Source organism: Embleya sp. NBC_00888, assembly GCF_045207655.1.
GTDB lineage: Bacteria > Actinomycetota > Actinomycetes > Streptomycetales > Streptomycetaceae > Embleya.
Map to the genome: position 1 here is coordinate 2,477,300 of NZ_CP108785.1, position 13,804 is coordinate 2,491,103.

Annotated in this window: 7 protein-coding genes; 3 read left to right on the plus strand and 4 right to left on the minus strand. The window is 73.3% G+C overall.

The annotated features are described in order from the left end of the window. Positions 1–2: 2 nt before the first annotated feature. The 3 genes from OG948_RS45185 to OG948_RS45195 all read right to left on the minus strand — a co-directional run bounded on the left by OG948_RS45185 (position 3) and on the right by OG948_RS45195 (position 6,848). Complete coding sequence (locus OG948_RS45185) at positions 3–2,963, minus strand: branched-chain amino acid ABC transporter permease/ATP-binding protein (protein ID WP_331770825.1); 2,961 nt, start codon at positions 2,961–2,963, stop codon at positions 3–5. Next, on the minus strand, positions 2,956–5,388 hold the full coding sequence (locus OG948_RS45190; protein ID WP_331770826.1) for an MFS transporter: 2,433 nt from the start codon (positions 5,386–5,388) through the stop codon (positions 2,956–2,958). The genes OG948_RS45185 and OG948_RS45190 overlap by 8 nt, the downstream gene beginning before the upstream one ends. A 125-nt stretch (positions 5,389–5,513) precedes the next feature. Then, positions 5,514–6,848 (minus strand): ABC transporter substrate-binding protein, encoded by a 1,335-nt coding sequence (locus OG948_RS45195; RefSeq protein WP_331770827.1) that lies wholly within the window; start codon positions 6,846–6,848, stop codon positions 5,514–5,516. 119 nt (positions 6,849–6,967) lie between these two features. On the opposite strand from OG948_RS45195, the gene OG948_RS45200 reads away from it, so the two are divergent. Further along, a complete protein-coding gene (locus OG948_RS45200) occupies positions 6,968–7,870 on the plus strand; it encodes an alpha/beta fold hydrolase (protein ID WP_331770828.1) in 903 nt (300 codons plus the stop codon). 76 nt (positions 7,871–7,946) lie between these two features. Further along, complete coding sequence (locus OG948_RS45205) at positions 7,947–10,253, plus strand: hypothetical protein (RefSeq protein ID WP_331770829.1); 2,307 nt, start codon at positions 7,947–7,949, stop codon at positions 10,251–10,253. Positions 10,254–10,360: 107 nt separating this feature from the next. Here OG948_RS45205 and OG948_RS45210 read toward each other — a convergent pair whose 3' ends face one another. Then, a complete protein-coding gene (locus OG948_RS45210; protein ID WP_331770830.1) occupies positions 10,361–11,002 on the minus strand; it encodes a helix-turn-helix domain-containing protein in 642 nt (213 codons plus the stop codon). Positions 11,003–11,063: 61 nt separating this feature from the next. Between OG948_RS45210 and OG948_RS45215 the strand changes: the two genes are divergently transcribed. Further along, on the plus strand, positions 11,064–13,628 hold the full coding sequence (locus tag OG948_RS45215) for a glycoside hydrolase family 3 C-terminal domain-containing protein (protein WP_331770831.1): 2,565 nt from the start codon (positions 11,064–11,066) through the stop codon (positions 13,626–13,628). The last annotated feature ends 176 nt before the right edge of the window (positions 13,629–13,804 follow it).

Below are 13,804 nucleotides of genomic sequence, written 5' to 3' on the forward strand. Positions count from 1 at the left end.
GGTCAGCTCTCCATCGCGGGGTCGGGCACGGGGTGCGGCGGGGTGGCGGCCGATGCGGCCAGGACGGGAGTGTCTGCGCGGGCCGTGCCGGCGCGGGCCGTGCCCGCGGTCGGCCCGGCGTCGGCGGTCGCCGCGCCCGATCGGTCGATCGCGCGAACGTCGGTGCCGAGATAGCCGGCGATCACGGCCGGGTCGGAGCGCACCTGTTCGGGCGTGCCCTCGCTGATCACGCGCCCGGCGCCCAGGCAGTACAGCCGGTCGCTGATCGACATCATGAACGGCATGTCGTGCTCGATCACGATCATCGCGGCGTCCAGTTCCTGCCGAAGGCGCAGCAGCAGCGGACCCAGGGCCTCGGTCTCGCGCTGTGCGACGCCGGCGGTCGGCTCGTCCAGGCACAACACGCGCGCGTCCAGGGCGATCAGGTTGGCCAGTTCCACGATCCGCCGGGTGCCGGTGGACAGTCGCGCGACCGGGGTGTCCGCGTAGCGGCCCAGGCCGACCAGGTCGATCAGGTCCACGGCCTCCGCCCGGCGGTGCCGTTCGGCGCGCGTGGCGGCGGGCAGCAGGAGCGCGGTGGACACCAGGCCCGAGCGGCGGCGCGCCTCCAGGGCGACCAACACCGTCTCCCGGACCGTGAGTTCGGGGAACAGGCGGGCGGCCTGGAAGGTCCGGCCGAGACCGAGTGCGGCTCGCCGGGCGGGTGCCAGGCGCGAGACGTCCCGGCCGAGCAGTTCGACCGTCCCGGTGGCCGGCGCGAACCCGCCGATCGCGTTGAGGAGGGTGGATTTGCCCGCGCCGTTGGTGCCGATCAGGCCGAGGATCTCGCCGGGGCGAAGCTGGATCGACACGGCGTCGACCGCGGTGTTGCCTCCGTAGCGCACCGACACGTCGCGCGTGGCCAGGACCGGCGCGTCGGAGGCGATCACCTCGCGGCGCTCCCGAACTCGCAGGGCGCGTTCCGGTTTCGGCGCGGGCGTCGACGGCGCGGTCTCGGCCGGCAGTCTGCCCTCGGCCCAGCGCAGCAGGGCCGCGCGCGCCGCGTTCGCGATCTGGGTCAGGCCGCCCGGGAAGTACAGCAGCAGCACCAGCAGTCCGATGCTGGAGGCGAAGATCGGCACCAACGAGTTGCCGGGGAAGAACGCGGGCAGCCCGATCACCCACACCGCGCCGATCACCGGGCCGACGGTGGAGCCGAGGCCCCCGATCACCACGATGGCCACCAGGGTCAGCGAATCCGACACCTGGAAGAACCGTTCGGTCAGCGGCACGCTCTGCACACAGCCCGCGAGCAGCGATCCGCCGAGCCCGGCGATCGCCCCGGACAGCGCGAACGCGGTGACCTTGGTGCGCAGCGGCGGGACGGTACACGCGGCGGCGGCCTCCGGATTGTCCCGAACGGCGATGGTGCGCCGCCCTGTGCCGTGCGCGCGCAGCCGGGCGATCAGCGCCAGGACCACGATCAGCACGGCCAACAGCACGTAGTAGTAGGTGCGTTCGTCGGCGAGGTCGAGACCGAGCAGGTCACCTCGGGGCAGCGGCACCGAGGAAGCGTTGCCGTCGGTGAGGAACGGCCGCCGGTAGAGGTAGCCGGCCGCGGCGACGCCGAGCGCGAAGGTGCTGACCGCGAGCAGCATGCCGTCCACCCGCAGCGCGCCGGCGCCGACGATCGCCGCCAGCGCGGCCGTGACGAGGGCGGCGAGCAGCGCGGAGAGCGCGAACGGCAGCGCCTGGAAGGCGATCGTACGATCGCCGCCGATGTCGATCGACACGCCTCGGGTGAGCGCGGCGGTGGTCAACGCGCCCAGCCCGGCGAACGCCATCTGGCCGAGCGAGAGTTGGCCGGCCCAGCCGGTGAGCACGGTGAGCGAGCAGGCGCAGATCGCGAAGGCCAGGATCGTGCCGTAGAGCAGATGCCGGGACGCCTGGGTGACCACGAGCGGCAGCAGCACGGCGACCAGAAGGGGGACGACCAGGGCGAGTCGGTTCAGGTGCCGGATCCACCACACGCCGCGCAGCCGTTCCGGGATCGGTGCCGGGCGCGGCCCGGTGGCGAAGGTGCGCACGTCGCCCCGGTTGTCGGTGCGGGCGTCGCGTCGGGCCCGGACCCAGACCGCGACGACCACCGCGCACAGCAGCAGGAAGTCCACCAGGCCGGTCTGTTCGACGAAGTTGAATCGAATGGCCGCCTGGAGCACGCCGATCAGCACGCCGGCGAGCATCGACCAGCGGAACGAGGTCAGTCCCGCGATCACCGCGGCGGCCATCGCCCGGACCATGGTGTTGGGGCCCAGGTCGGCGGTGGCCGAGACCCGGCCGGACTGGCCGGCGATCAGGATCATCGCGAGCGTGGAGAGCAGGCCGGCGAGCGTCCAGACCACGGTGGACACGATCTTGGGGCTGATCCCGACCGTGCGGGCGAGATGGGGGTTCTCGGCGGCGGCGGTGACCGCGCGTCCCTGGGTGGTGCGGCCGAGGAACCAGGTCAGCGCGCCGGCCACGACGGGAACCACGACCAGAACGCACACCTGCGCGCCGGTCACCCGGACGCCGGCGAGCTGCCATTGCGCGTCGATCGCCACCGGGTAGCTCGCGCGGACCGCGCCGTCGACATCGGGCAGCGCGCGCACCGCCGCCACACAGGCCTGGGCGACACCGATGGTGGCGATCAGTACGGTCACCCGAGCCGAGTCGAACAACCGCCGGATCACTGCGAGTTCGACGATCGTCCCGGCCAGGGTGCCGACCAGGAGCGAGCCGGTCAACGCGGCCCAGAACGGCACGCCGTAGTTGATCACCGCGAGCGGCAGCAGCGCCGCACCGATCACGCCCAGGTTGCCGACCGCGAAGTTGATCACCCGACCGGAGCGGTACACCAACACGATGCCGAGTGCGATCAGGCCGATCGCGAGGCCGTTGACCAGACCGTCGAAGGCGATCTGGCGAGTCATCAGATCAGCCATGGTCGGCACCCTTTCCGACGGAGCCGACGGAGCCGACGGAGCCGATCGGGCCGGCCGGCCCAACCGAGCCGGCCGAGCCCGCCGCGCCGGCGGACCGTTCCGCGTCGAAGGAACCCGCGGTCCCGTCCGCGGCGCCCGCCTCCGCGTCACCGCCCAGGAACACCGCCCGCACGAAGTCGCGTTCGGCCAGGTCGGCCGCCGCCCCCTCGAACCGGATCCGGCCCTTCTCCAGGAAGATCGCCCGATCCGCGATCGACATCGCCACGTTCAGCGACTGCTCGACCACGATCATCGCGAGCCCCTCGGCCCTGAGTCGCTCGATCACCGCGAGCAGTTCGGCCACCATCGCCGGCGCGAGACCCAGCGACAGTTCGTCGATCAACAACACCTCGGGGTCGTGCAGCAGCGCCATCGCCAGCGCGAGCATCTGCTGCTGCCCGCCCGACAGCGCCGACGCCGGCTCGCCCGCCCGCTCGACCAACTGCGGGAACAGCGCGAGCGAACGCTCGATCCTGGCCCGCACCTGTTCGGGATCGGCGCGGTGGATGTACGCGCCCATCTCCAGGTTCTCCCGCACGCTCATCCCGGGGAACACGCCCGCGCCGCCGGCCAACGACACGATGCCGAGCCGGATCCGTTGCTCGGGAGCGACGAAGGTGACGGTACGTCCGCCCAGTCGGATCACTCCGCGCTCGGGAGTGGCCAGGCCCGCGATCAGCCGCAGGATGGTGGACTTGCCCGCTCCGTTGGTGCCGAGCAGCGCCAGCACCTCGCCGCGCCGCACCTCGAGGCCGACGTCGAACAGGACCTGCACCTGGCCGTAGGAGAAGTCCACGTGGTTGAGCTGGAGCACCGGGACCTGATCGGGCCGGGCCCGCCGGCGCTCGTGTTCCTCGTGCTCCTCGTGCAGTTCGGCCACGATCAGCGCGAGGTCGTCGTGCACGTAGCCGGCGCCGCGCATGATCAGCAGGCCGCCGATGACGGTGGCCGGGACCAGGGTGATGAGCACCGCGGTGCGCGGGCCGAAGCTGTCGATCAGCGGCGCGGAGACCAGGCCGCCGCCGGTGGCGCCGATGAAGAACACGTAGATGGAGGCCATCGCGGTGCCCAGCCCGCGCAGCCGGTACGGGACGATCGTCTGCATCAGCGGACCCATCAGCGCGAACGCGCAGGACAGGAGCACGATCTGCGGCACGCCGAAGACGGTGTAGAGCACCGGGTTGGGCGAGAAGTACTGCAACGGCGCGAACAGTGCCGAGGGCACGATCAGCAGCCCGATCAGGCGCAGCGCCTGCGCCGGGTCCTCGCGGAAGCGGCGGTCGTAGTAGCGGCCGATGAACGGCAGCACGAGCAGTCCGCCGATCCCGCCGGCGGTGCCGACCAGGCCCCGCTCGAACGCGCCGAGGCCGTACTCCTGTTCCAGGAACAGGTTGCCCAGCACGGGCGTGGTGAACAGGCCGAAGCCCATCGCGGCGAAGGCGAGGATCACCGTCTTGAGCGTGCGGATCCGGCCGAGTCGGGCGAACGCCGCCTCGATCGAGATCGGCGGCGGGTTCTCGTCCTCGATCACCTCGCCGAGCACGTCGGCCTTCTCCCATTGCCCGCGCGGGGGTTCCGGCAGGAAGAAGGCGAACGCGGCGAAGATCAGCACCGGCAGGCCGAGCAGGTAGTACGCCCAGCGCCAGCCGTCGGGTCCGCCGACCGCCGCGGCGATCCCGCCGACCACCAGCGGGCTGAGCACCGCGCAGAGTCGGCCGCCCACACCGATCGAGGCACCCAGTCGGCCGCGGATCCCGATCGGGTAGGTGTCGGCCAGCAACGACCCCTGCACAGGGCCGCTGTTGGACTTGGCCACGCCCGCGCCGAACCGGGTCCAGAAGAACATGAACGCGTTCATCGCGAAGCCGGAGAGGAACACCATCGCGGCGAAGAACGCCGTGGAGACGCCGATCACCGGACCGCGCCGGAAGCGGTCCGCGATCCAGCCCATCGGCACCGCGCCGAGCACGGTGAACGCGCCCGCGGCGACGCCGAGGAAGACGATCGTGCCGTTGCCCACGCCCAGGCTGTCCCGGATGTCGGGGGCGAGCACCGCGAGCGCGGCGCCTTCGAGTTCGTCGAGCGCGGTCAGGATCAGCAGCACGGTGAACACCGAGGTGCCACCCCTGCGCAGCCCCTGACGCAGGGTCAACGGCTCGGCGGGCGGTTTCCGGTCGGCCGGGTCGGGGCCGCCGCCGACGCCGGGGACGGCGGTATCGGCGTCGGCGGCGGGGTTCTCGGGCCGGGTCGTCGGCCTGCGCCGGCCGGACGACGTGCGCCCGGCCGCCCGAGGTGTCTCGTCCAGGACCGCGCCGGCGAGGTCCGCCAGGTTGCCGGGCTCGCCCCCGGTGTCGTCCCGCTGGGGTGCGGCGGTGCCGCCGTCCATATCTGATCGGCCTTTCTCGTGGTTCGTGTGCCGTCACTCCGGCACTGCGCGTGCCGCCACTTCGTCGCGGAGCACGCCTTCACGTCATCGCGGTCCGCGCGCTCGGTTCGTCGCGGCGCGTGCGATCACTTCGTCGCGGAGATCGGCGGCCCGGCCGGGAGCATCTCGTTCCGGGCCGGGTCCCATCGGTACACGCCCACCGCGTCGCCGGCGCAGTGCTTGCCGGGCGCGAGCGACGCGAGCGGCATACCGGGCAGCGTGAGCCTGGTCAGCGACTCGGCGCCGCGCTGCCAGGACGCCGCGGTCAGGTCCCGCCCGGCGGCGTCCGCGGCCTGGACGAACAGCCGGAACGCGGCGCACGAGTTGGCGACCGCGCTCAGCGCCTCCCGACTGGCCGCCGCCGCGTCGAAGCGCTCCCCGACACCGCCCGCGTTGTACTCGTCCACGCACGCCGTCACCGCCGGGTCGGCGAGCAGTTCGGCCTTGGTCGGGATGTACGGCGCGGCCACCGTCACCCGCTGCATCGTCGTCGGCTTGATCCCGGTGGTCTTGACCACCGCCGGGCTCAGCGCCTGGGCCGAGGTCGCGTACACCTGCTCGGGCAGCCAGTTCGCGCGTTGCAGCGCGATCATCAGGTTGGAGAAGTTGGAGGTGTTGAGGATCGTGTCGGCGCCCGAGGAGCGCATCTTCTGGACCAGGGTGTCCAACGCCTGGTCGCCCGCCGCCTGGTCGGTGCCGTAGTCGTCGAGCGGGGTCTGCGTGACCACGTCGACGCCGGCCGCGTCCAGGAGCGGTTTGACGGTGTTCTTGGTGACGGCCGCGTCCTGGGCCTCCCAGTACAGCGCGACCTTTTTGCCCTGGAGCAGCTTCTGGTCGAGCAGCGCCTTGACGGCGGCGGCCCGCTGGCGGTCGTCGGCCATCTCCAGCGCGACGAACGGTGCCTTGGACCGGCGGTCGCGTTCGGTGGACTGGCCCCATTGGCCGAGGTAGGGCGTGCCGTGCGTCTCGGTGAAGCACAGCGGGGTGTCCCCGGTGAGGATGCCGATGGCCAGGAACACCTTCTTGTCCTCGCTCAGTTCCACGCACGCGGCCTGCGCCTCGGCCGGGCCGGTGGGCAGGAACGGGCGGAAGGCGAGTTCGATGGTGCGGCCCTGGACGCCGCCGCGCTTGTTCTGCGCGGCGATCCAGGCGGCGTACATGTCCTTGCTCGCCGGGCCCTCGCTCGGCACGCCGAAGGCCTTGAGTTGCGCGGGGTCGGTGGCCGCGACGCCGAGCTTGACGGTGCTGTCGGTGACGCCCCTGGCGGGGCCGCTCGGGGCGGCGGCCGGCCCGGCGGGCTTCTTGTCGTCCGACTTCTTCTCGACCGAGCAGCCGACCGACGCGGTCAGGCCGAAGGCGACGAGCAGAACGCCTGCGGCGATACGTCGCGCCGGAGCGGGTCGGTCTCCTCGGAGCAACACAGCGGCTCACCTGTCCTTCGAAGGAAGTGTGGGAATGGCGGCCGGGGAGGCCCTGGCCCCGGCGAATCCGGGGGGATTTGTGTGTCACATCACGACGGCGGGACGCTAACATCGAATACATGCCAGATGGAAGGCTTTCGTGGACGGCATCATCCCGACTCCTCGCCGGCGGTACGCTCGGCGAGGCCGAATCGCACCCCTTCGACCCCTCTCGTCCCCCCGCTTCGCGGGCGGATCTGCGCTACTGCGACCTGCCCGCGGCCGACCCCCGACCGGGTACGGCGCCCCTGCTCCTGCTGCACGGATTCGCGGGCAGCCTGGCCGACTGGGACGGCGTCGCGCCGCTCCTGGCCCGGGATCGGCGGGTGCTGGCGTACGACCACCGCGGGCACGGCGGCAGCACCAAGTTCGCCGACCGGTCCGCGTACACCTTCGACCGCCTCTCCGCCGACCTGGCGGGTTTCGTGGAGCGCCTGCTGCCCGAGCCGATCGATCTGCTCGGCCACTCGATGGGCGGCGTCCTGGCGCTGCGCTACACGCTGGCCCACCCGGACCGGGTGCGGTCGCTGGTGCTGATGGACACCGCCGCCGAACCCACCGGCACGCCGCTGTCGCGGGCGCTCGGCAAGGGCATGAACGCGGTGGTCGGCCGGTTCGGCCTGACCCCGCTGCTGACCGTCCTCAAGCCGTTCACCCGCGCCCCGGCGGACGCCGACCCCGACGTCCTGGCCCGCCGCGAGCGGCAGACCCGCGCGCTCACCGGGATGGACCGCGCCGCCTTCGTCGGCTGCGCCGAGGCGCTCGGCACGTATCCGTCCCTGGTCGGCCGGTTGGCCGAGCTGTCCTGCCCGGTCACCGTCGTCGTCGGCGAACACGACCGGCGGTTGCGGGGCGCGGCCGACCGATTCGCCGCCGGCATCCCGGGGGCGCGGCTTCGGGTGATCCCGGGGGCCAAACACAGTCCGCAGACGGAGCGACCCCAGGCGTGGCTGCACGCGATTCGCGAGCACCTGACCCGATAGCGGCCTCGAACACCGGCCGGGCGAAGTCGCGCCCGGCCGCGAGTGGCCCGCTCCCCCGATACGAAGGAACGATCGCGTGATCGCCAAGACCGACTTTCCGCCCGGACGGTGGCGGGCCCGATGGATCTGGGCCGAGCCGCGGGACGACCGCCCGCCCGGCCGGCACGCCGTCGCGTTGCGGGCCGAACTCCACCTCGACGCCGTCCCCGAGCGGGTGCCCACCCGAGTGGTCGCGCTCTCCGGGTACGCGCTGTCCGTGAACGGCGTCGAGGTGGCCCGGGGGCCGGTGCGCGCGAATCCGCGCGTGCGGCCGTACGACGACCTCGATCTGGCCGGCCGGCTGCGGCCCGGGACCAACGTGGTGACCGCGCTCGCCTGGGTCTACGACGCGCCGAACCCGTGGTGGTTGCCGCCGTCGCCGTTCGCCAACGACCTGGTGCACGGAGCGTTCGTGCTGGAGGCCCGGCTGGGCCCGGACGCCTGGTTCGTCACCGACGAGCGGTGGCGGGCCCACGTGCTGGACGGCTGGACCGCGACCGCCGGCGGCGGCACCGTCTCCGGGCGTGGCCGCGAACTGCTGGACGCCCAAGCACTGCCCGCCGACTGGCAGCTACCGGACCACGATCCGGGCTGGCCGGCGGCCGTGCTGCGGCGCGCGATGACCACCGGCGAACCGGGCCGGCCCGAACCGCCCAGCTACCCGGGCGGCCCGTTCGGCGGCCGGCCGATCACCTGGCCGCAGCCGCGCGAGACGATCCTGACCCCGAGCCCCGGCGGCGGGTACACCGCGGCTCAGGTGCTCTCGGGCACCCTGGTCGTCGACGCCCACGGCCCGGCCGGCGCCGAAGTCGTGCTGCACACCGCCGAGTTCCTCGACCCGAGCGGACGACCCGCGCCCGGCGAGCACGACGCGAGCCTTGCGGTGACCGCCGACGGCGGCCGGCGCGTGCTCGAATCGCTCGACTCCTACGGCCTGCGCGGCGTCCTGGTCGAGGCCCCGGACGACGTCACCGTGCACCGCGTGGCGGTCCGCGAACGCACCTACCCGGTCACCGGCGGCGCGTGGTTCACCTGCTCGGATCCGCGCCTGGAACGGATCTGGCGGGTCGGCCGACGCACGGTGACGCTGTGCTCGGCGGACGCCTACGTCGACTGCCCCACCCGCGAGCAGCGGGCCTGGACCGGCGACGCGGTGGTGCACCAGTTGGTCGACCTGACCACCAACGCCGACTGGCGGCTGGCCCGTTGGCACCCGAGGCTGGCCGCCTCCCCACGCTCGGACGGCATGTTGCCGATGGCGGTGGCCGGGGACGCCGAGTGGGCCGACTTCACGGTGATCCCGGACTGGGCGCTGCACTGGGTGCACTCGGTGTGGAACCTGTACCGCTACGTGGGCGATCGGGAGGAGATCGCCGAACTGCTGCCGGTGGCCGAGCGCGTGCTGCGCTGGTTCGTCCCGTTCCTGGACGACACCGGCCTGCCCACCGACGTGTTCGGCTGGGTGATCATCGACTGGTCCGCGGTACACACCGAGGGTGTCTCCGCCGCGCTGTGCGGCCTGTGGGGCCGGGCCCTCCTGGAGTTCGCCGAACTGGCCGACTGGCTCGGCGATCGGGGCCGGGCGGACTGGGCACGCGCCGCGCACGCCCGGCTCGTGACGGGCTTCGAGCGGTTGTGGGACCCGGAGCGGGAGCGCTACGCGGACTCGATCGCGGACGGCGAGCGCCGTCCGATGGCGTCCCAGCACGGCCAGGCGGCGGCGATCGTGGGCGGCCTGGTGCCGGCCGAGCGGATCGAGCGGCTGGTGCGGGTGCTCACCGCCGAGGACGACCTGGTCCACGCCGCCTTCAGCGCCCCGGACGGCCCCGCCGACCCCGGCTCGGACACCGAGGTCGGCGGCGCGCACCTGCGCGCCGGGCCGCCGAAGCCGTGGTGGGACACCGGACGCCAAGTGGTGTGCGCCCAGCCGTTCTTCCGCTACGTGGTGCACGACGCGCTGGCCCGGGCCGGCCGCGCCGACCTGATCGCCGGCCTGTGCCTGGACTGGGTCGCACTGCTCGCGCGCAGCGACACCTCGTGGAGCGAGACCTGGTACGGCGGCACGGTCAGCCACGGCTGGTCCTCGACGCCCACGCGCGATCTGATGACGCGCGTCCTGGGCGTGGAGCCGGCCGAACCGGGGTTCGCGCTGGCCCGGATCGAACCCGAACTCGGCTACCTGACCCGGGCCGCGGGCGCGGTGCCGTGCCCGGCGGGCCGAATCGAGGTCGTGGTGACGCCGAGCCTGTTGACGGTGGACAGCCCGGTGCCGTTCGTGCACGCCGGACGGCGCCGACCCGCCGGACGGCACACCATCCACCGGGCGGACCGACCGGCGCCGTAGCCGCGAACGCGCACCGGATCCGAGGGCCGGCACGAGCCGCCGGCCACCGATGCACCGGATCCCGGGCCCGGCACGAAGTCACCGCCCCACACGAGGACACCTCCCGGTCATTGCCTCGCCGTTCCGCCCGCCTCCGGCAGCGGGACGGCGAGGACCGCCAGGAAGCGGTCCAGGAACTGGCCGTAGGCGGCCACCATGTCCACCCGGTCCGGCTCCAGCAGCCACTGCACCTGGAGGCCGTCCATCGCGGCCAGCATCAACTCGGCGCAGTGCTCGGCGTCCACGTCGGCGGCGATGTCACCGTCGTCCCGGGCCCGGGCCAGGTGCCCGGCGGCGATCTCGCGCGCGATCCGGTAGCGCTCGACGAAGTACGCGTGCGCCGGATGCGCGGGATCGGTGGCCTGCACGGACAGCGTCGCGAACAGCCGGATCAGCAACGGCTGTCGGGCGTTGAGCGCGACCACGTCCCGGCTGGCCCGCACCCACGCGATGCCGGACACGTCCACCGGCTCGTCCGGGGTCAGCGTCAGTTCGTCCTTGTACCGCAGCACGGCGGTGAGCAACTCCTCCTTCGACGCGAAATGGTGCCGCAGCCCGGTGTGCGACAGACCCACCTGAGCGGCGATCTCGCGCAACGAGACCGCGTCGTAGCCGCGCGTGGCGAACACCTCGAGCGCCGCGTGCACGATCTCCTGCCGCCGCGCGACACCGCGCGCGTACGGGCCCCGTGCCCCCGTGCGATCCGACATCCGTCCGGCTCCCCTCATGAAAGCATTCCACCTGGAATGTATTGAATGTAGTGTGCCCCGCGTGTCGCAGGCCAACGGTCATGATGACCGCACCCTTCCCCTGTCCTCGGTCGATGAGGCGTCCGGCGCCTTCGAGCCGCTCGAAACCACCCCCATGCACAGCCCCAGGGCGCCGGACGCCCACATCCTCGAGCGCGTCGAGGCGGCCCTGGCCGAACTCGACCTCGAACGCAAGGTCCGATTGCTCACCGGTTCGGGATTCTGGCGAACCGCCGCGGAACCCGCGATCGGACTGCGCGAGATGGTGTTGTGCGACGGCCCGGCCGGCGTGCGCGGCGAGCGCTTCGACGAACGCGAGCCCTCCGCTTCCTTGCCCTGTCCGACCGCGCTCGCCGCGTCCTGGGACGAGGACCTGGTCGAGCGGCTCGGCGGCCTGCTCGCCGTCGAGGCGCGCCGCAAGCACGTGGACGTCGTGCTGGGCCCGACCGTCAACCTCCAGCGCAGCCCGTACGCCGGCCGGCACTTCGAGTGCTACTCGGAGGATCCGCTGCTGTCCGGTCGGATCGGCGCGGCGCTGGTGCGCGGCGTCCAGGCGGGCGGCGTGGCCGCCTGCGTCAAGCACTTCACCGCCAACGACTCGGAGACCGAGCGATACTCCGTCGATGTGCGGATGTCGCGGCGGGCGCTGCACGAGGTCCATCTCGCGCCGTTCGAGGAGATCGTGCGCGCGGGCGGCGTATGGGCGCTGATGGCCGCCTACAACAGCGTGGACGGCGTCACCATGACCGAAAGCCCGCTGTTGGAGACGCCGTTGCGGACCGAATGGGGCTTCGACGGGCCGGCCGTCTCGGACTGGTTCGCGACCCGCTCGACCGAGGGCGCCGCGAGCGCCGAGCTGGACCTGGCGATGCCGGGTCCGGGTCCGGACCGGCCGTGGGGCGCGGCACTGGTGGCCGCCGTACGCGCGGGCCTGGTCCCGCGGGAGGCGGTCGACCGCAAGGTGCGCCGGCTGTTGTCGCTCGCCGCCCGGGTCGGCGCGCTCGCCGGCATCGCACCGCCCGCGCCGGCGCCCCTGGCGTCCGAGCCCGCCGTACTGCTGCGCGAGGCGGCCGCGGCGGGCATGGTGCTGCTGCGCGACACCGGCGCGGCGCTGCCGCTGGATCCCGGCACGCTGCGCCGGGTCGCGGTGCTGGGACCCAACGCCGACACGGCGCGGATCCAGGGCGGCGGCAGCGCGACGGTCGTACCGCCGTACACGATCGGCCCGCTGGCCGGTCTGCGCGCCGCGCTGGGACCCGACGTCGAGGTCACCCATGGCGTCGGCGCCCGGATCCGTCATCGGCTGCCCGCCGTCACCGGCGCGGACGTACACGATCCCAAGACCGGCGAGCGCGGTCTGTGGGTGCGCTTCATCGGTCCCGGCGGCGAGGTGCTGCACGAGGAGGCACGCGGCGGCGGACGGCTGTTGTGGCTCGACGATCCGATCGTCGCGCGGGCCGTGGCGATCGAGGCGATCGGCGTGCTGGAGGTCCGCGAGGACGGGCCGCATCGGATCGGCGTGGCCGGCGTGGGCCGCTTCCGGCTGCTGGCCGACGGTATCCCGCTCGTGGACGACGACCTGGTCACCGACGACCCGCTCGGCGGCATCCTCACCCCGCCCGAGCGGTGGGCCGTCGTGGACCTGAAGGCCGGCGGGGAGGTCGAGTTGCACCTGCGGCACGACTTCGAGGCGGAGCGCCCGGGCACCGGGTTCGTGCTCGGCGTCGATCGGCCGGCGGCGCACGAGAACGCGGACCTGGAGCGCGCCGTCGCGCTCGCGGCGGACGCCGAGGTGGCGATCGTCGTGGTGGGCAGCACCGAGGAGAGCGACAGCGAGGGCCGCGACCGGGCGCACCTGTCCCTGCCGGGCCGGCAGGACGAGCTGATCCGCCGGGTCGCCGCGGTCAACCCGAACACGGTGGTGGTGGTCAACGCCGGCTCACCCGTGCTGCTGCCCTGGCGCGAGGACGTCGCGGCGATCCTGGTCTCGTGGTTCCCGGGACAGGAGTTCGGCGCGGCGCTGGCCGACGTGCTGCTCGGGCGCGCCGAGCCGGGCGGCCGACTGCCGATGACCTGGCCCGGTCGCGAGGACGACCCGGCGGTGTTGTCCACGATCCCGACCGAGGGGCGTCTGGACTACACCGAGGGCATCCACCTCGGCTACCGCGGCTGGGCCCGGGCGGGCGCCACGCCGGCCTACCCGTTCGGTCACGGCCTGGGTTGGACCACGTGGGAGCACGTCGGGATGGAGACGGTCGCGTCCGACGGCGGCTTCGTGGCCCGGGTGACGGTGCGCAACACCGGCGCACGCGCGGGCCGGCACGTACTCCAGGCCTATCTCGGTCGCGGCGACGGCGGTGTCGAGCGGCCCGTCCTGTGGCTGGCCGGCCACGCGTCGGCGACCGCGGCGGCCGGCGCCGAGGTCATCGTCGACCTGCGTGTGCCGGCCCGCGCCTTCGAGTACTGGTCCGAGGAGACCGGCCGCCGCGAGAGCGAGCCCGGCACCTACACCCTGCGCGTGGGCGGATCCAGCGCCGACCTGCCGCTGCGCACCACCGTGGAGGTGCACCCGACGGGTCGATCCTGACCAGGGGCGGGACGGTCCGCGCCCACCCGCGACCGTCCCACACCCGGGCCGTGGCAACGGATGTTGCGCCCGCAGCCGGACCGCAGCCGCGAACGCGGCGAGGTGCACCCGGACCGGGACCCGGACCTGCTCGCGGGGGTCCCGCCCTCGATGGCCTTCCATCAGACGGTATTCGC

Coding starts and splice junctions, on each gene's coding strand:
- OG948_RS45185 (WP_331770825.1), bottom strand. CDS start 2,963: ATGGCTGATCTGATGACTCGCCAGATCGCCTTCGACGGTCTGGTCAAC.
- OG948_RS45200 (WP_331770828.1), top strand. CDS start 6,968: ATGCCAGATGGAAGGCTTTCGTGGACGGCATCATCCCGACTCCTCGCC.
- OG948_RS45210 (WP_331770830.1), bottom strand. CDS start 11,002: ATGTCGGATCGCACGGGGGCACGGGGCCCGTACGCGCGCGGTGTCGCG.
- OG948_RS45190 (WP_331770826.1), bottom strand. CDS start 5,388: ATGGACGGCGGCACCGCCGCACCCCAGCGGGACGACACCGGGGGCGAG.